Here is a 21442-nt window from a genome sequence, read left to right as displayed (position 1 = left end):
TGCTGGATTGGGCGGTTTTGCGACTCTCGCGACCATTGGGGGCAGGCATTTACCTTCTGATAGAGGCGTTTGATTATGTTAAAGACGACCTACCCCGGACGTTCAACTCGAGTTTTGAGATTTCCGTGTTGGCGGGCAGAATAGCCATTCTTTGACCGCGTGCATTTAATTGGCGTTGGCTCTTAGACGATCCACTCAAAGGCATACCCGGCTCCAATCGACCCGAAGACAGCAAGCAACAGATATAACATGAATGGCTTCAGTTTGAGCACCGGTGCGATGGCCATTGCACCCCAGATGCTGACTACGCCACCCGATACAAGGAAAGCCATCGCTGCGCCTTCGGACATGCCGTTGTCGATCAGCCCTCGCGTCATTGGGAGTGCCGCGTACCCGTCGATATAGGCTGGGGCACCAATGAAGACAGCGGCGGGTATGGCCCACCATTTGTCTTCCCCGACATATACTGCTAGCGATCCGGGCGTCAGTGCCGTGTTCAGGGCGTACTCGGCTGCAAACGCCGGTATCAGGCAAATTAGGATAAGCCGACTGGTTGCCGAGAACTGTTTGCCAAAGGAACGTCGTCTCGCCTCGGACCTCCATACCCAAGGATCATAGGGCTGACCTTCGCCGCATCGCGCAGCACTTACTTGGCGAGCGAGATCATTATCGCGAAGCGCATTCATTGCCCAAGGCGCCCTGGAAAATAGCCCGGTAATCGCCCCCCCGAATACACCCAATCCGAAAGCTGCAAGAGTTTTGCCAATCGCAAAGCTCAGACCCAATGTTGCGGCGGTGGTCGCGAGCATCGCCGGGTCCGTTATCGGAGAGGACAGCCAGAATGCCATGATCGGTGCAAGCGGTACACCTGCAGCCAGCAACCCAGCCATTAACGGCAACACTGTAACACCGCAGACGGGCGTAACAGCTCCGATCAGCGACGCGGCCAACACCGATCGAAATGTCCTGCCCTCAAAGGCAGCAGCAATATGAGTGTCCGCGCTGCTGGCAATGATCCAGGCCGCAAGGATGATACCCGGAATGACGATTGGGGCGACGACAATCAAGCCCAAGACGACAAACTTTACAGCGTTTGCCGCGTGTTCCGGCCAAACAAGACAGACACCCGACAACAGCACCAGAGAAACGCCCCACATCAGATTTTTCCGGGTAGATGGTCGATGGGCAGCGGTTTGATCGGACATTACCTACTCCTTTGAACTTGAAAATTAGAGTGGCACGAGCCATCTTTGAAACGAATAGTTTCAATTTCAGATATTGGAAAAACAGATGGAGAAACTGGATAGCGATCTTTTGCGAACCTTCGTCGCCGTGGCTGAGGCTGGCAGTGTCACGGATGGTGCAGCTCGTATCCACCGGTCCCAATCTGCAACGAGCCTTCAGATCAAACGCCTGGAATCCATTCTGGGCCGCCCTGTTTTTGATCGGCATGGTCGCGGGGTTGTGTTGAGCGATGCGGGGCAGACGTTGCTGTTTGTTGCGAAAGACGTGACGGCCCGCCTCGACGCGGTACAGCAGGAGATTTCAACTAATTCTGTGAGCGGAAAACTACGCTTGGGCATACCCGACGATCACGGGCGCGCCAAACTCGCGACGATTATTGCGGCGTTTACCAGTCATCATCCTAAAGTCGAACTGGAGGTCACCTGCGCCTTGAGCGCACATTTTCCTGATGCGCTCGACAAAGAGCTGTTGGACCTTGCGGTTTACGAGGTCGAAACTCCATCTGGTTTTGAGGAACTCCTTTATGAAGACCCGACTTGTTGGGTGTCTTCGGCACATCGGGATTTTTCAGCCGATGAAGTCCTACCAGTGGCCCTTTTCGATGAAGCGTGTTGGTGGCGCGACGCTGCAATCAGTTCGTTACAAGCCCGCAGAAAGCCATACCGTATCGTCTATTCGAGCCAAAGCGTTTCTGGCGTGATTGCAGCGGTAGAGGCAGGGATCGCGGTTGGATTGTTGGGCCGGTCGTCGCTTCACATCGGGCTATCCGTGGTCAACGAGACATTGGGATTTGGTAGCACACCTGCCTCCAAACTTGTGATGACTTCAGGCAGACCGAAAGGGCATGGGCCGCAGGACGCAATGAAAGCTGCTATTCGAACGGCATTCTTGTCCAGAGCATGATGGGCCGTTCTAGCCCTTTTCCAACCTTCTTTGCATGAAGGATCAATGGCCGCTTGCAGGTGAATTGAAGCAATGGACGTTGGGCGCGATGATTAGCTGACCACTCAACCAAAGATCGCTTCACAAAATTCTCTATGCCATCACGTATGTCATCCAAATGAACGGTCTGCTGGCGGAAGATGGTGAGATCGGTCAATAAACGCTGCATCAGGTACTGATGCTGAACAGAGCTGTCACGGCAGCCTTTGGGGAGGGCAAGAAAGTATTAAGCAGCGCCAACGAAAGTAGTCTGACTCGCCACATGTCGCGCTTTCTTCTGGCGAGGCGGCGGTGGGTCCAATCGTGGGAGGGCAATGTCTTAACCTGTCTGAATGCCGGGAATGTCGGCTATGAACAAAAGTGACCATCTTCTAGAATACTGAACTTGTCGCGGCCAACTAACCTACAGACTAAGTTCTCAGTGTGCTGGTCAACTCATCCTATACCCAACATTTCTAAGCGTAACGATCCGCTGACCCTCGCTTCCAATTTTGCGCCGTAGGCGACCAACGTAAACATCGACGACGTTGGTTAATGGATCTTCGTTCATGCCCCATACGGAGTTTAGGATGCGCTCTCGGGACAGAACCCGACCCACATTTGTTAGAAATAGTAGAAGAAGATCGCGTTCTTTTTTAGATAACTGAACCTCCTTGCCAGCCACGGTCACGTGAAGGGAGCGTCTGTCAAAGCTCAGGGTTCCGCATTTGATGACGGTGTCTCCGAGATCGCTGGCATAATTGTTGGCGCGCCGGTGCAGGGCTTCAATGCGCGCGATGAGTTCGTCGAAGTCAAACGGTTTCGGAAGATAGTCGTCAGCGCCAATTTTCAATCCTTCGACCCGTTCTTCGGGGCTGTCCAATGCGGTTAGCATCAGGATGGGGATTTTGGATTTACGGGCGCGCAACTTGCGGCAGACATCCTGCCCTTGAATTCCCGGCAGCATCAGATCCAAAAGGATGACATCGTATTCGCCTGTGGTCACGTGCTCTAGAGCTTCTTCCCCGCTTGAGGCATGATCGACGGTCCAGCCTTCTGCGGACAAACCACGACGGATGAAATCGGCAACGCGTACCTCGTCTTCCACAAGTAGAATATTCATGTCAGCCTCAATTCGCTCGGTGCTTCAATCCATCACAATGCCAAAAGGAGTATGGCCGCTTCGGTTCTGGAAACAGAAATTCAGATATACAAAAAAACATCAGCCCATCTCTCGCCACGTATCTGATTGCACAACTTTCATCCGTGGCCCTTTGGGCAGTGTTAAGACAATTTTCAAACCACCCTTTCGACGGTCCTGAAGGTCAACGGTTCCACCATGGGCCTCGACAATTGATTTGACGACTGGAAGGCCAAGACCGCTGCCCTCGATTCCCTGACCCGAGGCGTTCGAACCCCTATAGAAGCGGTTGAACGCCTGGGACTTTTCTGCAGCGCTTAAACCGGGCCCGTTGTCTTCGATTGTAATTGAGCAAGAGGCGAGGCCCTCTTCCAGCTTGGCCTCGATCGTAGGACCGCCATAGCGCCGGGCGTTTTGCAGCAATGCCAAAAGGGACTGGCGCAGGCGAACTTCGTCGACCGAAGCGACAACTTTGTCCCTGGGCGTTTCAACCTGAACCGGCTCAGGGAACATGGCGATGGCATCGTGCAATATCTTTCGCAAGTCGGTCTTCCTGCGATCAAGCCGAAGCTGACCCGCCTCGAACCTTGCCACCGTCAACATATCGTCGACGATCTGATTGGTGTGCTTGGCAGAATCCCGGATACGGGCCAGGGAATCTGAGACTTCTTCGGACAGCTTGTCAGATGTCCTTAATGTGACATCGGCCTCGCCAAGTATGATCGCCAGTGGCGTGCGCAATTCGTGGCTTATGTCGGCCATCAGCTGTTTGCGGTTTTCTTCCCCGGTCTCAAGTTTGTCGATGAGTTGCTGGAGCTCGGACGTTCTTGCCGCGACGGTTTGTTCAAGTTGTCTTTTTTGTTCCGCGCGGCCGGCTTCACGTGCGGCCAAACCTTCGGCCATGCTATTCAGAACGGTACCGAGTTCCCTGAACTCGCGACTGCCACCAAGCCTCACAGGCTCAGAGTAGTCGGCCCTGCGCAGATGGCCGATACCTTCGGCAAGTCGGATCAAAGGCTTCCTGATCTGACGATTGAATGACACGAGGGCCACCAGAAGCACTCCAATGGCAGCTGCCACAATCATGTAGACCAATCGTTTGTTCCATTCCCTGAAAACCGTGGCCTCTGTCAGAACGTCTTCGACTTCCTCGATCTCTTCATCAAGCGCGGATTTAATTTTTCGGTCAAGTTCGTCATCGATGTCTCCGTCCAGAAGGGCTGCCAGACGTTCGATGCGAACAAAGGTTTCAACCGGGCTGCCTTCTGCTGTGAGGCTGGCAATGGCTGCGTTCACGGATTCAATGTCGTCCTCAATCTGATCGAGCAATTCCAGTTCTTCGATTTCCTCGTCGCCGACCATTTGGATTTCGCGCGCGATGACATTTCGAATGTCTTCAAGAGTTTTCGCGATTTTAACTTGCAGCTCTGCTTCCCGGGCACCGTCATCCCGATCCCCGATCAGAAGCGCGTCGCCATGTTGTTTGAACAGGCGGTAAAGGTCTGCCTCAAGCCGGAGATGGAGCCCATAAGATTCTTGAGCCAGCAATATCCGGGCGTCCCACCAACGGGTTTTTTCCAGACTGTAGAGGGTCAGTCCCGCAAGCCCGCACAGAAACCCGACGAGAACAGCGGCGTATACTCCAAACAGGGTGGATGAGCGCATATCAAATGACCTTTGAATTCTCATTCAGATTAGAGGTGACGTGATCATCGGCCAATATTATCGTTGCCGACGAAAGCTCTTGAAACGCCGCGAGCAGTTCAGCTTGTTGATGTCGGCAGGCAGCCCACCTGATTGAGGAGATTACAACAACTTCGGCCTCGCACAGTACAGCGCGCGCAAGATCTAGCCGCAAAGTTTGATCAGATGACAGCCCGTGGCCGTTTTCAGCGATACGTTGGTCAAGACCTTCGGGGGCCATGAGCAAGTCGGATAGACCTAACTGCCTCAGCACTTTCGCGATCCTGCGGTCGCTGGGCCGTTTCCGGCACATCAAGGTTGCGGATCGGCGCAAACTGCCCTGAAGCCCGATATGGGCGTCTCCGATGAGCGCGAGTTTTGGTGGAATTTGATGCTCACCATAGCGCACTTCAATGCCCTCATAAGTGTCAAAGCCCGCGATACATCGCGCGAGCTTACTGGCGTACGGTCCCGTCAACTCTGAGGTCTTGTTCGGTTTGGCAACAAATGTGAAAGGTGCTTCGTCAAGTTTTCCGGTGACGTTAATGACTACGGCATCGGTTTGTTGTGCGACGTTTCGATTGACCGTTGGCTCCGAAAGAAGCCGTTGAGCTTTCTCGCGCGCAACGCGCCAGGCACAGTGATGATCCCAAGCACTCGCGAGATTTTGTAACGGAAGCGCGATCAATGCCATCACAGCAAGGCAGGCCGCAACGGTCGCAGGGGCGATGCCTGTTTGGCCAGCTTGCCAAAGCATCAAGAGACTCACGAATGCTACGCCCAATCGCAGGATCGCCTGAAGGCCAACCACGCGGCCACGGCGTGCCAGCGCATCATGGCGTAGCGTTGCACCTTGCGTGTCTAGCTTCTGTAATTCGCGGTCTGTCCTGCCCATTAGGTCGAGTTCAGGGGCAATCGCAATCCGCTCGATCATGGAGATCGCAATGCTGGCCCGGCGCCGGCGCAGTCTTCGGTGCCTATACTCAAGATGCCAGGCCATTGCCGCTGCTAGCAGCAGAGTCAAACCAAGTGCTGCAATTCCACTGACCGCAAGTACGGGATTTAGATAAAATAGAATGGCTGCGGCGCCTGGGATTATAACCGCCGCAGAACAGACGCTTGGTAAACCGCGTCCAAACCAAATGCGGGCTGCTGACAAATCACCAACAAACCTTAAGGACAGCGCGCCGACTCGGCGTCTCTCATGGCGCGATTTGGGAAGTTTTGCGATCTGCTGATAGAGCGCACGCCGCAATGAGATCGCATAGCTTTGGCCGAGCGCTTCCGCACGATATCGGCACAGGAACAGACATGCGGCAGTGCCTACACCGGAACCGGCCAATTGCAATACGGTCTCTATGGCAAGCGCATGTCCCGCGTGTATCGCCCCAAACGCGTCCCGTGTCGCGAAAGCAGCAAAGGCTAGTGCAACCGCTTGAATGACACTGCTTGATACCACGAGGACCGCATCGATGATGCGATCCCGTGTGGCCAACCTGGGGAGGGGGGTCATGCGGCCACGTTCTCTGGTTCATGCCGCATCAGGGGGGCAACATGTTGGGCGATCATTGCAGGCGACCAAAGGTCTTCACGCGATAGGATCGGGCACCCGGTGGCTTCGAGCGCTTCGGCCGAAGCGAGGGGTGAGCAACTTACCTTCCCGGAAATCGCAAATGGGCTTAGCCCAACCCGTTTAAGCACGGTGACGCCGCCTAATGCGCTCAGCGCATCTGGTGCTGCAAACAGGATGCCATCCAGACGATCCCGAATGCGTGAGGATCGGAGTATTGCGCGGGTTTCCTGTTGGAATACGCCATCTGCGATTTCTACAACCACCACCTCGGCCCCTCGCGATGCGGCTGTCGCGACCAGAGTGTCAAAGCCGGTTTCGATCTTCTCCAGCGGCATCCGATAGGTTGATGCCATCCCGACATCCGTAAAATCAAGCGCGGGCGCGCCTGCATCCTCAAAACTGTTGAAATCGCCAAAGGCCCCGGTGCCTGTGGCTTTGACACCCGACGCAGAATACCCCGCACGCGTCAAGCCATGCCCCAGGCTTGACGCAGCGGTTGTCTTGCCGGAATTCATCGATGCCCCAAAAACGCCGATAACAGTCACTTGGTTATTGGCCGGCAATTGGGGCAGAGCATAGTCCGCGATATTGATCACCCGATCTTTGGCGTCGGTGAGAAGGCCTAGGGGTTTCAACCGTGTGGGGTCCTCCATACGGATATGCGCGGCATCCACCCGGCCCGCTACGCCGCCGCCCGCAACCAGATCGATGAGATCATCGTCGACAACGGCACTGGCAAGAAACTGGTCTGGCGCATAGCGATCACCCAGGCACAAAACAACAAAATCGCCTGGATAGCTGGTCGAAACACGCCGTTCGGCTAGCTGTATTTTCTTGTGGTGCCCGATCTCGACGATCTCGCAGAGGATCAGATCGCCTGCTTTTGCGTTGCTCATCCCAGTGCTGAGCCCGTGAACATCCGACCGATCAACGCGGCGGGTTGTGAATGCCCATTTTGCGATTTCACAAGCGCTGAGGGGGATTGGGGGAAACTGTTTCATGTTTTGCTCCGTGGCTGACGTGTCCATGGTTTCATCTTGTCAGCACCGTGTGAGAAAGGTTGCAAAGGTGCATGAAGGGACGTGGTGCGATTGAATGAACAGCAGATGAACGCGATGTTTGAGCGGGGGAATTGGGCGCGAGCTTAGATTCGTAGCGGCCCCAAAATCCCGGGTTGGCAGAGAAAGACGGATTGAGCTAAACACCCAACGTCGGGTGGTCGGCGATCAGTCGTCATCGCCGTCATCATCCCCATTGTCGTCCCCGCTATCATCTCCACCGTCATCATCACGGTCGTCACCGCCACCCTTTCTGCCAGAGCCGTCATTGCCGTCATCTCGCTCTCCTCCGTTCCGATTTCCCCGATCTTCACGCTCGTCTGGATCATCATTCTTCCTGTCCGAGCTTTGCCGTAATTCCCTGATCGTAATGCGGCTGTCACCATTTCGGTCGATATCCTCAATCAATCTGCGCGCACCTGCTTCTCCGAATGCAGCCACAAGTTCATTGAAACTAAGAACGCCGTCAGAGTTTGTATCGACAGAGCGAAAGCTCGCTGTCTGTGCAGTGGCTTTGCCCGATAGACCAATCCCGATCATCAAGATAAGAGCGAAAATGAACGAATAGAACGTATGGCCGGATGTCCTTATTCTGCACTTTGTCGCCTCGCGTCGATCTAACAACAAAGATATCCCTTTAACCGACGTTTGTTCCTTGAGATTCAAGTATTTCTATCTCAGTAGGACAAGATAGCGCGCTCGGATGAAGCGCTGATATTCTGCTGATGAACGTCAGATGAATTTTGGTGACGCTATGGAGTGCTTTGCAGATTGTTTGGCGTGGAATTTTAACTAGGGTTTTCGCTGGCTAAATTTATCAGATGATAAATTAACTATACTTTGCAGCCGCGTGAGTTATTGGGTCCGATATGTTTACTTAATGTCAGCTTGCAACAGACCTTCAGTCAGTTCACTTCCCGACTGAGAGTATTTAATACTTTCGTATTAAGTGCTTCTACCCGAAAAAACCTAGAGGCTTGTCAATTGTTTTTATGGAGCTTGACCAGTTCGTGACAGCTTCTTAGTTGGTTGTACCATCGCATAACTCGTCAGTGAGTCTGGCGACTTTCTTAAATATACCAACAACTTGCTTGGCCTCACCGTTAGAAGGCATACCAAGAGATTCAACGTTAAGCCACAGCCGACGTCTGAATGCTCGCACGGTCAGTTGATCAACCATTTGCTCCGAAGCTTCCATTTTTCGTCAACGTAAAAAATATATTCTTACAAATGTTTAAGCTTTATGAAAGGTCGGTTAAAACTCTGAATACTCTACGGACCACTTAGTCGTTTGGTAACGAGGCGAAGGTCTGATGCTGAGTTCTGTTTTATCCGTTTTGGCTGGCGTTCTTTTTGAGCTCGGTCATTTGTGGCCCGCATTCCTTCTTGGTTCGGAAAGTGTACTGGCTTTTACAACCAACACTGCCCAATATTTGGCCCTTGCCTGCGTTGTCGCACTGAGTTTTTTGCACAGAGGGCACAATAACTCCCGAGACCCTAGCGCAGCAGTTTTGAAAGTGACATCGGAACCCAAGTGTCTTCCCCGTCAAGGGACAAGCGATCTTCCTTGTTTGGATGACAGATTGGTTGATCAGCTGTTTCTTCACGCCCAAGCAGTTCGAAGCAACAGGCACCCAGTTCGACATTCTACTTCCACGATCACAGCGAGAATTGGATAGCAAATGTCGAGACACAAAGGTGATGCCACCTCTGTGCTGGCCAGATTTGGCGAAAGGTTTGGCTTGGTTCAAAAACTCGTCATTACCATCCCACCTGCAAACAATAGGACTCGTCCAATCAATCAAATGCGCGGTGCGGGTCAGATCAACAATTCTAAGGCCAAAAAGGAGCCAAACATGTCGTTGGACATTTCTAAACTAAGTGAAATCAAAGGTCTTCTGGGGGCGTGCCTCGTCGACAGCGATACAGGCCTTACTTTAGGCACAGAAGGCGGTTCCAAGTTTGATCTTGATACCGCCGGGGCAGCGAATGTTGAAGTCGTCCGTGCCAAACTTCAGGCAATTGAAGCTTTGAAACTTAACGATACCATCGAAGACATTCTGATCACGCTTGGCAAACAGTTTCATCTGGTTCGTCCACTAGACAAAAACCCAAACATTTTTGTGTATGTCGCGTTGGATAAGAAGACCGCCAATCTGGGGCTCGCCCGATTGCAAGTAAAAGCTGTTGAAGAAACGCTCAGCCTCTAGCCTGCAACGAAATGCCAAATGGACTTAGCCATCCCGTTATGGCTGAGTTCACTTAACCCCGCATTAGTAACTGCGATAAACGGATCCAACGGTAATGTCGGAGGTCTTAAAATGAAAATACTCGTCGCAGAAGACGACAAAAAGACCGCCGAATTTGTCAATTCCGGGCTGAGATCGAACGGTTTCAGTGTGGAGTGGTATGATGATGGTCGAGATGCTCTCTCATATTGTTTGTACAACGAATGTGACGCCATAGTCTTAGACCGTATGTTGCCCGGAATGGATGGTCTCTCTGTTCTCAAGGCCTTGAGGGCCGCGAAGAAACAGACCCCAGTTTTGTTCCTCACATCAATAGGCGACGTTCAGGACAGAGTTGAGGGTTTGACCGAAGGTGCGGATGACTACCTGGTTAAGCCTTTTCATTTTTCAGAACTTCTGGCGCGCCTAAACAGCATTATCAGACGACAGCCGACTGGCATTGCCTCAACTGGGCTTCAAGTCCACGATCTTTCGATGGATCTGCTCAGCAGGGTGGTGAAAAGGCAAGACGTTACAATAGACTTATTGCCCCGTGAATTTGCGCTGTTGGAAGTTTTGATGCGGAATGCCGGTCGGATCGTGACACGCAACATGCTTTTGGAGCAAGTCTGGGACTACAACTTTGATCCAAATTCGACCGTGATTGAAACGTATATAAGTCGCCTGAGGTCGAAGATCGACAAACCCTTCGAGACGCCACTTTTGCACACGTCTCGAAACGTTGGATACAGCCTTCATGGGCCGCTCTAGCATTCTCTCAGGTGCTCCGTTCCGATCGGCTTGTTTCGCGGCATTGATAGTCTGGATCATAACTGCAGTGTTTGGCTCTGCTGTCTACTTAGCGCTTGCAGACAGGCTTCGCAGTGATCTCCAGCAACAAATCCTCGATGAAGAGCTCCTGCTTCATGAGATTTTACTGGACGGCGGCTCAGAAGCAGTTCAGCGAGCAATTGAACATTTGAATAGTCCCATTCGAACTGGGCTTCACGTAGTCGCGCTGTTCGACCAGAACGGTTCAGCACTTGCTGGATCAGTTGCGAAAACGCCCGATACGATAGGTTGGCACGAAGTCGATCCGGATTTTTTGCAAATCGGTGGGACCGCCCCCGTCTATCTTCTCCATGTATCAGAGTATCTTGGGTATCGCACAGTGGTCGCTCGCAGCCTGACACCACCTAATCAGGCTTTGAAAACCCTTTGGGAAGGGTTGTTGCTGCTGACGCTTTCGACAACTGCCGCTGTCCTGGGTCTTGGCTATTACTTCAGCGCTCAAGACCATCGAAAACTTCAAAGGATTGAGCGAACCCTCGACCAGGCCTTTCAAGAAGATATCAGCCTTCGTCTTCCCGTGTCAGATACAAGCGACCTAAGCGATCGAATTTGCCACATGATCAACCGACGTCTCGACTGGATTTCGAGCTCACTCAACTGTGCTCAATCGACTGCGGTCACAATTGCCAGCGATTTGAGGAGCCCTTTGTTGAACGGGTTCATGGCTTTACAAAAGGTATATTGCGAAGTTGAGCATGGTGGTGACCCACGACAAGGCCTCGACGATTTAGAGAAAAATCTTAGGCGCATCAGAACTGTCTTCGACACAGTACTCACAGTATCTCAAATCGAGGCTGGCCGGCATGAAGTAAGCTTCCAAACCGTCAATTTGAGTGCACTCGTTGAGAGTGTGGCAGAGGCGTTTCATCCGGTTGCGGCGGAAGCAGGTAAACACATCACCGCTGACTACAACGCCGACACGATTTTGATACGAGGCGACGAAGACATGCTGAAACGGCTGCTCGTCAATCTTGTGAACAATTCACTCCGGTTTTGCCCTTCTGGATGTTGGATCAGGATTTCCCTAACGGCCACGACTGAAGCGATACAGCTGATTGTTGAAGACAATGGACCGGGGGTTCCGGATCCACAAATCAGCAAGATTTTTGACGCGTTTTTTCGAGTTGACCACACAAAAAACGACACTGGAAATGGGCTCGGCCTATCGCTTGTTAAGGCCATCGCAATGCGGCACGGCGCACTTATCACCGCAGAAAACAACAAACCGGGCCTGCGGGTATGTGTGAGCTTTGGAAAGCCGCCGATTGCGGCCCGAACACAAGCTGATGATTTGTGCAGCTCAGAATTCTAACCATCACCTAGACCACTCAAACCTGAAAGTTCAACCTCTTTGATCGGAAACACAATGATGAAAAATGCAATATTCCTAGTGGCACTCCTGCCTGCGAGTGCGGCGACTGCGGGCGAGACAGTATTCCAATGCAGGTCAGAAACAAACGGAGAAGTAATCCAGGTTTTTCAGGATGCCGACCTCTCAGAAGCGCGACTAATAGTGCAGGATACAGAAGGCATGGCCTCTGTCGCACACGGTCTGGACGGCATAACATTCATCCACATCAAGCCCGACGAAGTCTGGACGTTGGTGCTCCATTTTCCAACCATGACCTATGAGTTGTCCACTCATGGTGCCACACCAATCGAAGATCACGGACATTGCACAAAGAGTGGATGATCAACACAAATCACTCGGTGTTCATCGGGTAGATCGCAATAACCTTTCAAAAACGTAAGGATGGTGAAAACCCGCTGGCAAGATCACGTTGCAGAAGGTGCTGTCAGGTTCGGAACTGAAGCCGAATACTCGACTGAGGAAGCACTCGTACCCCTTCTTGAGGGTATTACCGGTGCCGTGAAGACACGGACCACTCACTCGTAAGCAAGCTTCCCTCAGTCAAAGCAGCGCGCCCTTCCTCCCCCTCGGAAGGGCGCGTTGTAGGTTCAACTAAACCTGCTTTCTGTTGCTTCCTAATACCGGCCGTGAACTCCTTGTGCGTTGGCTGTCAAAAATGGCTCGATGTGCTCAATCAAGTGCAGCTTGCATGGACGTCAAAGCGTTGACTCTACTGAGCTTCGCTGGGTTCGCATCGCCAGTGTTGCAACACATTCGGCCAAATTCCCCATTTTTCGAATGAAAATGCAGCTAAAACCCTCAGATCACATACTCGATCCGCCAGAACAGGTTCGTCGTTAGCCGAACAACATGGTGACGACACAAAAACCGGACTAAAGAAGAATGAAACGCTCAAACATTGTATCTGGAGCAGCCTTTACTACCGCGTTGTATGCTGCGGTTGTCATACTTCTTTCGGTTGCAGCATTGGCATTTTTGACATTTGAAAGAATTCGTGGCGACTTGCAGCGTGAAATGGACTCGTTGCTAATCGATGAAATGCGTTTCATACAAGAAATTCTGGACGATAACGACAACGATTCCGACGTGGTGCAAGCGATTGATGACGCGACACTCTGGTTGCCGTTCGACACGAGTTTGATTGGTCTGTTCGATAGTCAAGGGAAGCGTCTGGCTGGAAACATCGACGAGTACCCATCCTTTCGAGGCTGGGGGGAAATCGAAGATGATGGCATTAACCTAGGCGGTGAAAAGCGTATCCATCGTGTAAATGTGCAAACCTACCGTGGCTTCGTAATCGTGGTTGGTCGCGATCTTGCATTTGTAACAAGCACACTTCGATCGTTGGCTTGGTCTTTGGTTGCAATCGGATTAGGAGCAACGCTTTGCACGCTATTGGTTGGCTACATCACCAGCATAAGAACATATCGCAAACTTGATCAAATGGCGAAGACGCTCAACAAAGTCTCAAGAGGGGAAGTCAAAGCGAGGCTTCCGGTCGGCAAGAACAATGATCAGATAGACCGGGTTTCAAGGCTAATGAACAGCCATCTCGACAACCTGACTGCTTTGATGTCAACAACACGATCAGCCGCTGCGGCCATTGCGCATGATCTGAAGAACCCGCTCACCCATGCTTACATCACGCTTCAGCAAGCGAGGGATTCACTGCAATCGGAGGGTAAATCTGTCGAAGCTATTGACCAAATTCAATCTGAACTTGATCGGCTCAAATGGACCTTTGAAACAGTTTTGCGGATCAATCGCATCGAAGAAGGCAACAGTTCAAAAGCGTTCAGCTATCTGGATTTGAATAGACTGGGTCGAGAAGCTGTTGAGAACATGATCCCGCTAGCGGAATTGAAGGCACAAAGCCTTAGTTTTGTGGAGAACCAATCAGGGCGCACACTAATCGAAGGCGATGAGGGTATGCTAAAACAGCTCTGTGCAAACCTTTTGCAGAACTCAATTGATCATTGTCCAGAGCATTCCAAGGTTCTGCTGATCGTTGAACAAGAAGAAAGCATCGTTACGCTTTCGGTAGTCGACAATGGCCCTGGCGTTCCAGAAAACACACTAGGTAAGCTTTTTGTTCCTTTCTATAAACTGGAAAGTGAACGTAACAGTGTTGGGAATGGTTTGGGGTTGGCGCTAGTGAAAGCTATTGCAGACCACCATTCGTCGCTCTTAACTGCCATAAACAATTCACCTGGGTTGACTGTTTCAATTCAATTCGAAGTTGCGTAAGGGCACTTAATAGGTGAGCGAACCTATCTTGGTGTTTACGAAACTTGGGACCGAAGAAGGTAGTCGAACAACCAAAGCCGGGAGAGACTGTCTCGAAACAGCGACCGTTCGAGGTGTCGACAGGGCGGGGATGCCCCGCTTTGATGTAATCAGGTAATTCGGCGTTTCTAAACAAACCCAATATCGCTGACGGAAGCAATTCGTCGCGATGGGTGTGGATAAATTAGTGGACCTAGATTGGCTATAGAAGAAGAACGAACTGCTTAAACGAGCCGAGTCGGATTTAACGTTGTACAACTTAATCCTGTTGGTGGCTTCAAACGGCAACTTCTAAGGCCGGCTGATCGTTGTGCGTGCATTGACCGTGTGTGCTTCAGGCTCAGCGTCTTGGAAACGCCCCGGTGGCCGACATCGAATACCAGAACCGTTTTGAAATCGGTCTAATCGGTCTAATCGGTCTTGGTATAGTTGGCTGACTGCCTAAAGCCCGTGCGGCCTGGAGTATTGGGCTACTTTGATGTGATGGAAAACCTTTGAGTCGCAAAAGGCAAATCCAGTGTGCCTATCAAAAGTCGAATCACTCAAAATCAATGGCTTACTGGTCGCCGAATGGCAAATCTATGTGTCGCCCTACATAATTTCCCCTGATTATGATGAACCACACTAGGTTGCTAAAACCTTTGTGTTTTATGGCTGTAGCCTCACCAGCGTGTTTCATTGGATTTTATCCGATTACACCACTATACTTTCATTGAGTGGTATATTTTGTGGTATTTTCATGGCTGCGCTCAGCGGGAAGCTGACAAAGAAGCTGGTAGAGAATCTCGGCCCGGGTCGGCATGGCGACGGTTCTGGCCTTTATCTCGTTGTCGATCCCTCGGGCGCACGGCGCTGGATTGTGCGCGTAACGGTCAAAGGTCAGAAGAACCGCAAGGGTGCTCCGCTGCGCACGGATTTTGGGTTGGGTGGCGTTGATGTCGTCACTCTGAACCAAGCCCGCGAAAGAGCACTCGAATATCGACGCATGGCAAAGTCCGGGTTGAACCCGCGCTTCAATGCCCAGCGCGAAATCCCGACCTTCGAAGAACTCAGTCGTCAGGTTCATATCGACCGCTTGCCGACATGGAAAAATGCCAAGCACGGCCAGCAATGGCTCAACACCTTGCGCGACTATGCATTCCCCAAGATCGGCCGTATGCCTGTCGACAGCATTGATCAGCCCGAAGTGCTGATGTGCCTGTCCCCCATCTGGACAGAGAAACACGAAACCGCAAAGCGACTGTCTCAGCGGATCAAGACGGTACTCGATGTAGCAAAATCCAAGGGTTTCCGCTCTGGCGAGAACCCGGTGACCGCGATCCGTGAACGTAAGGTGCTGCCCACCGTCAAAGCTAAGGTTCAGCACCATGACGCGATGCGGTGGCAGGAGGTGCCTGCGTTTTATGCCGAGTTGCAGACCCGCTCAGCCATGGCCGCCAAGGCGTTGCAATTCACCATTCTGTCCGCCTGCCGAACCTCAGAGGTGCTGGAGATGAAATGGCCCGAGGTCGATGTCGATGCGCGCCTGTGGACCATACCAGCAGAGCGCATGAAGGGCGGGCAGGTCCATCGTGTTCCTCTCACCGACGAAATGCTGGCCATTCTGGAACCGCTGCGTGCGCTGGCCTCCGACTATGTGTACGAGGGGCAAAAGCGGCATCAGCCCCTGTCAAACATGTCCATGCTGATGCTGCTGCGCCGGATGCGACAGGATGGCGTTACCGTGCATGGTTTCCGGAGTTCGTTTCGAGATTGGGCGGCGGAAGCTGCAGGCGCACCACGCGAACTGGCAGAGGCGGCTTTGGCCCATCAGATTGGGTCAGACGTGGAGCGGGCCTACGCGCGAACGGATTTGTTAGAAAGGCGACGGGAAATGATGAATACTTGGTGCAATTACGTATGTAAGCACACAGAAAGGGCTTCGAACTGATGTTCAGCCCGATCGGCACAGTTAGCTTATTAGAATTAAGAGAGACTCTTGGTGAAATACTCACCTATTGGGAAAACAGAAACGTCTTTCATGAGATTTGTAGGGAACTAGGCTACGAATACGAAGATGTAGACGGGGTACCCTATCTTCGCGACAGGAGAGAACCTGATGGTTCCGTGTCTCCGGCGCCGACGCACTTTGGTGCATCAGCCTTCAACAACGTGATAGAAGACGTATTCAAGTTGTTTTTGTTTGGAACGGACCGATTTTATCTTTGTTCGCCAAGTGGTGAAAAAATGGTGGGCTCTAATCTGTTCCTTGAGCTCCTCGACTTGAATTATGAAGCAGAGGAGTTCCCAGAATTTATTAGAAACAACCACGGCTCTCAGTGGATTTTCTTGGAGTACCCAACGTATCTAATTTCTGCGAAAAGCTGGGACAGATTTTCCAAAGAATTTTTGGTTGAGAACGACCTGATTGATCCCGACTATGTTCTGCCAATTGCTGAGAGGGTCAGATCGTTTGAAGGTTGGAGCCTGTGCGTTGTTGAGGATGATGTACCGAAAACGGCACAGGATTGTTTGTCCTTGGTGGCATTCAATCGGGAGAAAAGACCAACCTCTAAACGAGGCAGACCATCATTGGAAAAAGCAAAAGCCGCCTTCGCTGCGATGGGGAACGACAAAGGATCGTTGTCTTGGACGCAAGTCCAAAACCGACTAGAGAACCAGACCGGCAACGGCCTTCACCTAAAACACTTCGAGACTGGCGCGACGCGGCGTTGAATTCCCCCGGGAAAAATAGAGGAAAGACTGGGGCCAAACTATTCATTTTTCCCCGACTAGTTCGTTAGTGGAAAATGGTTCCAGTTTAGTGCCATCGCAACTGATCCAAGAGGATTTCAACGATGGCAAACGTCTTCAACGACGACCGGGTCTATTTCCCAGAAGACCCTGAAATGCAATTGCTGGGAAACCGCGAAAAGCTGGCTCAATGGCGCCACCGCATGTGTGGTCCGGCCTATATCCGCATCGGTCGGCGGATCGCCTATCATGGTTCCGATCTGAACACTTGGCTTGCGGCTCGGCGCACCGACCCCAACAACGAGGCTGCATAATGAAAAACCCCAACTCCAAAGGTGGAGATGGGGCTTTTCCAGTGACATCACCTGCCACCCTAGCAAGTCCAGTTGATGCCACAGGATGCCCCGCGCCGACAAGACAAAACGAGCGCCGGTACTACTGGTCGCCCCAGAGCCACTCAGTCGAACGAATGATCATTCGGAAAGGAAGGATCGAGCATGGCTGATATGTCCTTCTCCAAGCCGAACATTACGGGTCACGACAGGGGGCCAGACACTGGCCCTCTTTCCCGAACCGATCATTGGGAAACCGCTGAGAACTACCAGGGCGAGCTCTTTCGCCATGATATCTACCGCGTCGCCGAGTTCCGGGACAGTATCCAATGGTTGTTTCAGCGTCAGAGGCCCCAATTTCAGGCCGGGGGAGCGGCCTGGGACACGCTCGGGTAATGTGTGTCCAAATCCGGCCTAACCCGGCTCGTCCGGGCGCATATCGGCTGTCACATTCCCGAACTGGATACTCTGCCCAAGCACTTCCAGCGGAAGTGTTGCGATGAGTAGGCGCCGGTCTCCCAAAGGCAAACGGTCGGATGAGGGCCAATATGTTCCTCTGCCTTATGCCATGATTAAATCTCAGGCATGGCGGTCGTTGTCCGGACCTGCCGTGAAGCTTTGGCTAGAGCTTCACACCCGCTTCAATGGCAGCAACAACGGTAAGCTTGTTCTGTCGATGAACGAAGCGGCAGAAATCTTGGGGTTGGGCAAGGCCACCGTTCAACGCGCTTTCGAGGATCTGCAGGACAAAGGCTTCCTTGTGCTGGAGCAAGAAGGCAACTGGTATCACCGCCAAGCCCATGAGTGGCGATTGACGACCAAGCCGACGCAGACCCGGTCCGTCAAGAAAGCCGCCACCAACGACTGGCGCTTATGGCAGCCTGAAAAAACAAAACGCGGTTCTGAGTCGGACCCGTCAGCATCCTCTGTGGTTTCGTTTGAGAACCCAAAGACCTCCCATGGTTCCAATTCAGAACCCGTCAGACCGGTTTCTCGCCGGTCCTTCGGTTCTGAAACGGAACACTAATACTAACCACTCCCTGTTACGCGAGACGGACATGAGCAAAACACGGAAAGACAATGGCAACGATCTGCAGACAAAGAACTCCGAGCTTACCGACGCGGAGACCAATGCGATTGCCGATCTGAAGGAACGGAAGAGGCCAGTTGTCCGGGCCCCGGACATCAAGTTGGACTTCGATGAAGACACACGCAGGCTCACGGTCGGGCACAAAGGGAAAGACCCAAACGCAGCCTGTGCCTTGGCGATGCATGAGCTCGGCACCGTTGATTACCGGTTCTTCGAAGGTGTCATGGACCAAGTCGCGACACTCGGACAACAGGACAGCTCGGTTTCTGAGACCGCATCGAACTTCGTGATGTCCGTTGTTGCCGGGGTTGGGCCGCAAGACGAGATCGAAGCCATGCTGGCCATACAAATGGGCGCGATCCATCAGGCAACGATTATGATGGCGCGCAGGCTCAATCACGTAAAAACTCTCCCGCAACAAGATTCAGCGGAGCGGGCACTAAATAAACTTGCGCGGACCTTCACCAGTCAGGTTGAAACCCTGAAGAGGTATCGATCCAAGGCAGATCAAACTGTGCGTGTCGAACGCGTCGAGGTCAAAGAAGGTGGGCAGGCAATCGTTGGTAATGTTCAAAACGGCGGGCGGTCGGATGACAAAAAGTGACGACAACCTCATGGACCCCACCAAACGGCTCAGGAATGCGCCCAGATTTACCGCCACGGCAAAGTCCACGGGCCAGCGATGTCGCGCACCCGCCGTTCAGGGCTGGAGTGTTTGTCGCATGCATGGGGCTAGAGGTGGGCATGCTGCTGGGCCAAGCCATCCTTCGTGGAAGCATGGGGAACGGTCGAGAGAAACCGAGGAAATGCGCAAGACGATCAATGAACTTATCCGCACTGACAGGGAACTGCAGAAATTGCTCGACTGACCAGGCACTGCCTCGCAAGCAAGGCAAAGCAGTCGTTCAAGCGAAGTGTTTGGATGGCTGCTCCGAGCCCAGAGTTACCGATCCTACGGACAGAACCAAAGTCGGCTTTCATTAACTCTGCGTTTCAAAGCAAAGCGGATAATCTCAGTAAGTTCAGCGGAAGATCTAAATTGACCTAACTCATTTGAAGACCGCAACCCTAAAGCGGCTTGTATCACGGACCTGCGATGTTCTAATGCTATGGAAAATCGCCCATAAAAAAGGTTTTGCTATGACTTCTGAAGGCGACCATTTGGATCCGAAAGACTGGGATGATTTTAGCCGTCATATGCACAAGTTAATGGATCAATGCATAGCGCGAATGAAAAGCGCGAGGGACTTGCCTTGGCAACCTAAACCGGACGGGTTTGCCGGTCGCTTGTCCCTGACGCAAGAGGCCGTTGGCGTTGGTACTAGACGAACGTTCGCTCAGTTGGCTGATGACATCATGCCCTACGCAACCGGCAACACGCATCCACGGTTCTTCGGTTGGGTGCATGGGGCCGGACTGCCGGTTTCCGTTGGGGCTGAACTGGTTGCAGCGACGATGAACAGCAACTGCGGCGGCCGCGATCACGGCGCCATAGAAGTCGAGCGGGTCACGCTGGATTGGCTGCTTGGCGTGTCTGGAATGCCTGAGAGTGCATCTGCCATTCTAACGACTGGTACGTCGCAAGCAACGATCTTGGCGCTGACTGCGGCGCGAAACAAGCAATTTGGTCATGACGTTAGAAAGACCGGTATTCGAACGCTGCCAAGCGTAGCCGTCTATGTGCGCCGCGGTACGCACTCGTGTATCGGTAAGGCGCTTGAATCGATGGGCTACGGGACAGATGCAATTCATGTTGTCGACACAGACGATGACATGAAGATGGATATTGCATCATTGAAACGCGCTGTTGCAAAAGACAAGTCCGTTGATCGCGTTCCTTTGGCCGTGATTGGCACAGCGGGTTCGGTCAACACAGGTTCGTTTGATAGTTTAAACGAGATTGCGGATTTTTGTGTAGACCAAAATATCTGGCTTCATGTGGATGCCGCCTTTGGATTTTGGACACGACTCGCGGATCATCCTTGGGCACAGCTTGTTGACGGGATGGAACGGGCAAATTCGATCTCATGTGATTTTCACAAATGGATGTCCGTTCCTTATGACTGCGGAGCCTGCATGATCTACGATCGCTCCCTGCATTTCGACACGTTTACGTCACGCCCTAGCTACCTTGAACAACAAAATGAAGGGCTTGGAGGAGGCGATCTGTGGTTCTGCGACTATGGGCTGGAGCTTTCGCGCGGATTTCGCGCCCTTAAGGTCTGGGCCGCGATTAAATCGATCGGAACACAGGCCTTCTCTGCGTCCATTACGAACAACTGCAAGCAGACTGCATTGATGGCTGAGCTGGTCGAGGCATCTGATGTTTTGGACCTTTCGTTTCCCGTCACTTCTAATATTTGCTGTTTCTACATTGCCTATGGAGACGTGAACAAAATCGCAGCCGAGCTTCAGCTTTCTGGTGATGCCGTATTCTCGACAACCGTCATCAAAGGCAAGGCGTGTCTACGCGCAGCCTTGGTCAATCACCGCACAACATCGGAGGATATTCGTCAATCGATCCGCGCTGTTGAACGCGCGGTCAGACGTCACAAATAGTGCATGGCGCAGGCAATTAGGTCTGAGCACCCAATCATGTTCTTCTTGCAAGGAACGTGGGCAAATAACTCAAAAGGACATTTTAATATCTGAACTTGGAAGGACAATTTCCAGTTCATTTTGACGGCATCTTTCCAGTGCCCCCGCGCCCTAGCAAGAAAGTCCGTTTGATCAAATAACTGGCGACATGCTGGAGAAACTAGGTCGCGCGTTCTAATAGCAGGAAAACAGCTAACGTATTATCGAAGCGGCTTTTGGCGCAGTGGCAGTCAGAGGCCGCTTTGTCCGGATAGTGTTGAAGAAGTCGCCGTTTGGGCGCTTGCAGGATACAGCCTCAATAGGCTGCCGTCATTCCTTCATCCCGTTTTT

Annotated in this window: 20 protein-coding genes; 14 read left to right on the top strand and 6 right to left on the bottom strand. The window is 52.3% G+C overall.

Annotation, left to right across the window (positions count from 1 at the left end):
• Positions 1-182: 182 nt before the first annotated feature.
• Entirely contained in the window at positions 183-1205 is a 1023-nt protein-coding gene (locus ACR0AY_RS20865; protein WP_170516054.1) for a permease, read from the bottom strand.
• 85 nt (positions 1206-1290) lie between these two features.
• Between ACR0AY_RS20865 and ACR0AY_RS20860 the strand changes: the two genes are divergently transcribed.
• Complete coding sequence (locus tag ACR0AY_RS20860) at positions 1291-2148, top strand: LysR family transcriptional regulator (protein ID WP_170516056.1); 858 nt, start codon at positions 1291-1293, stop codon at positions 2146-2148.
• A 469-nt stretch (positions 2149-2617) separates the two neighbouring features.
• Here the strand turns inward: ACR0AY_RS20860 and ACR0AY_RS20855 are convergent, their stop codons facing one another.
• The 5 genes from ACR0AY_RS20855 to ACR0AY_RS20835 form a co-directional block, all read right to left on the bottom strand.
• Complete coding sequence (locus ACR0AY_RS20855; RefSeq protein ID WP_170516058.1) at positions 2618-3289, bottom strand: response regulator transcription factor; 672 nt, start codon at positions 3287-3289, stop codon at positions 2618-2620.
• A gap of 99 nt (positions 3290-3388) precedes the next feature.
• Positions 3389-4972 (bottom strand): sensor histidine kinase, encoded by a 1584-nt coding sequence (locus tag ACR0AY_RS20850; RefSeq protein WP_480454550.1) that lies wholly within the window; start codon positions 4970-4972, stop codon positions 3389-3391.
• Between the two features lies 1 nt (position 4973).
• Entirely contained in the window at positions 4974-6503 is a 1530-nt protein-coding gene (locus ACR0AY_RS20845; protein ID WP_170516062.1) for an ABC transporter ATP-binding protein, read from the bottom strand.
• The gene (locus tag ACR0AY_RS20840; RefSeq protein WP_170516064.1) at positions 6500-7564 is read right to left on the bottom strand and encodes a DUF1611 domain-containing protein; all 1065 of its coding nucleotides are present in this window, start codon (positions 7562-7564) and stop codon (positions 6500-6502) included. The genes ACR0AY_RS20845 and ACR0AY_RS20840 overlap by 4 nt, the downstream gene beginning before the upstream one ends.
• A 225-nt stretch (positions 7565-7789) precedes the next feature.
• Positions 7790-8161 (bottom strand): EF-hand domain-containing protein, encoded by a 372-nt coding sequence (locus ACR0AY_RS20835; protein ID WP_480454549.1) that lies wholly within the window; start codon positions 8159-8161, stop codon positions 7790-7792.
• A gap of 1142 nt (positions 8162-9303) precedes the next feature.
• On the opposite strand from ACR0AY_RS20835, the gene ACR0AY_RS20830 reads away from it, so the two are divergent.
• From ACR0AY_RS20830 to ACR0AY_RS20770, 13 genes are all read left to right on the top strand, one after another.
• The gene (locus ACR0AY_RS20830) at positions 9304-9831 is read left to right on the top strand and encodes a roadblock/LC7 domain-containing protein (RefSeq protein ID WP_480439453.1); all 528 of its coding nucleotides are present in this window, start codon (positions 9304-9306) and stop codon (positions 9829-9831) included.
• 111 nt (positions 9832-9942) lie between these two features.
• Positions 9943-10620, top strand: a complete 678-nt coding sequence (locus ACR0AY_RS20825; protein ID WP_170516068.1) for a response regulator transcription factor — start codon at positions 9943-9945, stop codon at positions 10618-10620.
• Complete coding sequence (locus ACR0AY_RS20820) at positions 10607-12013, top strand: sensor histidine kinase (protein ID WP_170516070.1); 1407 nt, start codon at positions 10607-10609, stop codon at positions 12011-12013. Before ACR0AY_RS20825 ends, ACR0AY_RS20820 begins: the two co-directional genes overlap by 14 nt.
• Positions 12014-12214: 201 nt before the next feature.
• Complete coding sequence (locus ACR0AY_RS20815; RefSeq protein WP_480454548.1) at positions 12215-12394, top strand: hypothetical protein; 180 nt, start codon at positions 12215-12217, stop codon at positions 12392-12394.
• 60 nt (positions 12395-12454) lie between these two features.
• Positions 12455-12598, top strand: a complete 144-nt coding sequence (locus tag ACR0AY_RS20810) for a hypothetical protein (RefSeq protein WP_480454547.1) — start codon at positions 12455-12457, stop codon at positions 12596-12598.
• Between the two features lie 357 nt (positions 12599-12955).
• Entirely contained in the window at positions 12956-14320 is a 1365-nt protein-coding gene (locus tag ACR0AY_RS20805) for a sensor histidine kinase (RefSeq protein WP_170516074.1), read from the top strand.
• 778 nt (positions 14321-15098) lie between these two features.
• Positions 15099-16289, top strand: a complete 1191-nt coding sequence (locus ACR0AY_RS20800; RefSeq protein ID WP_170516076.1) for a site-specific integrase — start codon at positions 15099-15101, stop codon at positions 16287-16289.
• Entirely contained in the window at positions 16289-17074 is a 786-nt protein-coding gene (locus ACR0AY_RS20795) for a hypothetical protein (RefSeq protein ID WP_170516078.1), read from the top strand. The genes ACR0AY_RS20800 and ACR0AY_RS20795 overlap by 1 nt, the downstream gene beginning before the upstream one ends.
• A gap of 122 nt (positions 17075-17196) precedes the next feature.
• Positions 17197-17406, top strand: a complete 210-nt coding sequence (locus tag ACR0AY_RS20790) for a MerR family transcriptional regulator (RefSeq protein ID WP_170516080.1) — start codon at positions 17197-17199, stop codon at positions 17404-17406.
• A gap of 183 nt (positions 17407-17589) precedes the next feature.
• Positions 17590-17820 carry a hypothetical protein gene (locus ACR0AY_RS20785; protein WP_480454546.1) on the top strand — a complete coding sequence of 77 codons (231 nt, stop codon included), beginning with the start codon at positions 17590-17592 and terminating at the stop codon, positions 17818-17820.
• A gap of 103 nt (positions 17821-17923) precedes the next feature.
• On the top strand, positions 17924-18451 hold the full coding sequence (locus ACR0AY_RS20780) for a helix-turn-helix domain-containing protein (protein WP_170516082.1): 528 nt from the start codon (positions 17924-17926) through the stop codon (positions 18449-18451).
• 31 nt (positions 18452-18482) lie between these two features.
• Positions 18483-19118 carry a hypothetical protein gene (locus ACR0AY_RS20775; protein WP_170516084.1) on the top strand — a complete coding sequence of 212 codons (636 nt, stop codon included), beginning with the start codon at positions 18483-18485 and terminating at the stop codon, positions 19116-19118.
• 536 nt (positions 19119-19654) lie between these two features.
• Complete coding sequence (locus ACR0AY_RS20770) at positions 19655-21073, top strand: pyridoxal phosphate-dependent decarboxylase family protein (RefSeq protein ID WP_480454545.1); 1419 nt, start codon at positions 19655-19657, stop codon at positions 21071-21073.
• Positions 21074-21442 lie beyond the last annotated feature (369 nt).

The sequence above is a fragment of the Ruegeria sp. A5 genome (genome assembly GCF_056543005.1).
This window is presented reverse-complemented; position numbering and strand designations above follow the sequence as displayed.

What these genes read in the sequence shown, in the direction of transcription:
- ACR0AY_RS20865 (WP_170516054.1), bottom strand. Translation starts at nt 1,205, where the DNA reads ATGTCCGATCAAACCGCTGCCCATCGACCATCTACCCGGAAAAATCTG.
- ACR0AY_RS20860 (WP_170516056.1), top strand. Translation starts at nt 1,291, where the DNA reads ATGGAGAAACTGGATAGCGATCTTTTGCGAACCTTCGTCGCCGTGGCT.
- ACR0AY_RS20855 (WP_170516058.1), bottom strand. Translation starts at nt 3,289, where the DNA reads ATGAATATTCTACTTGTGGAAGACGAGGTACGCGTTGCCGATTTCATC.
- ACR0AY_RS20850 (WP_480454550.1), bottom strand. Translation starts at nt 4,972, where the DNA reads ATGCGCTCATCCACCCTGTTTGGAGTATACGCCGCTGTTCTCGTCGGG.
- ACR0AY_RS20845 (WP_170516062.1), bottom strand. Translation starts at nt 6,503, where the DNA reads ATGACCCCCCTCCCCAGGTTGGCCACACGGGATCGCATCATCGATGCG.
- ACR0AY_RS20840 (WP_170516064.1), bottom strand. Translation starts at nt 7,564, where the DNA reads ATGAAACAGTTTCCCCCAATCCCCCTCAGCGCTTGTGAAATCGCAAAA.
- ACR0AY_RS20835 (WP_480454549.1), bottom strand. Translation starts at nt 8,161, where the DNA reads ATGATCGGGATTGGTCTATCGGGCAAAGCCACTGCACAGACAGCGAGC.
- ACR0AY_RS20830 (WP_480439453.1), top strand. Translation starts at nt 9,304, where the DNA reads ATGTCGAGACACAAAGGTGATGCCACCTCTGTGCTGGCCAGATTTGGC.
- ACR0AY_RS20825 (WP_170516068.1), top strand. Translation starts at nt 9,943, where the DNA reads ATGAAAATACTCGTCGCAGAAGACGACAAAAAGACCGCCGAATTTGTC.
- ACR0AY_RS20820 (WP_170516070.1), top strand. Translation starts at nt 10,607, where the DNA reads ATGGGCCGCTCTAGCATTCTCTCAGGTGCTCCGTTCCGATCGGCTTGT.
- ACR0AY_RS20810 (WP_480454547.1), top strand. Translation starts at nt 12,455, where the DNA reads ATGGTGAAAACCCGCTGGCAAGATCACGTTGCAGAAGGTGCTGTCAGG.
- ACR0AY_RS20805 (WP_170516074.1), top strand. Translation starts at nt 12,956, where the DNA reads ATGAAACGCTCAAACATTGTATCTGGAGCAGCCTTTACTACCGCGTTG.
- ACR0AY_RS20800 (WP_170516076.1), top strand. Translation starts at nt 15,099, where the DNA reads ATGGCTGCGCTCAGCGGGAAGCTGACAAAGAAGCTGGTAGAGAATCTC.
- ACR0AY_RS20795 (WP_170516078.1), top strand. Translation starts at nt 16,289, where the DNA reads ATGTTCAGCCCGATCGGCACAGTTAGCTTATTAGAATTAAGAGAGACT.
- ACR0AY_RS20790 (WP_170516080.1), top strand. Translation starts at nt 17,197, where the DNA reads ATGGCAAACGTCTTCAACGACGACCGGGTCTATTTCCCAGAAGACCCT.
- ACR0AY_RS20785 (WP_480454546.1), top strand. Translation starts at nt 17,590, where the DNA reads ATGGCTGATATGTCCTTCTCCAAGCCGAACATTACGGGTCACGACAGG.
- ACR0AY_RS20780 (WP_170516082.1), top strand. Translation starts at nt 17,924, where the DNA reads ATGAGTAGGCGCCGGTCTCCCAAAGGCAAACGGTCGGATGAGGGCCAA.
- ACR0AY_RS20775 (WP_170516084.1), top strand. Translation starts at nt 18,483, where the DNA reads ATGAGCAAAACACGGAAAGACAATGGCAACGATCTGCAGACAAAGAAC.
- ACR0AY_RS20770 (WP_480454545.1), top strand. Translation starts at nt 19,655, where the DNA reads ATGACTTCTGAAGGCGACCATTTGGATCCGAAAGACTGGGATGATTTT.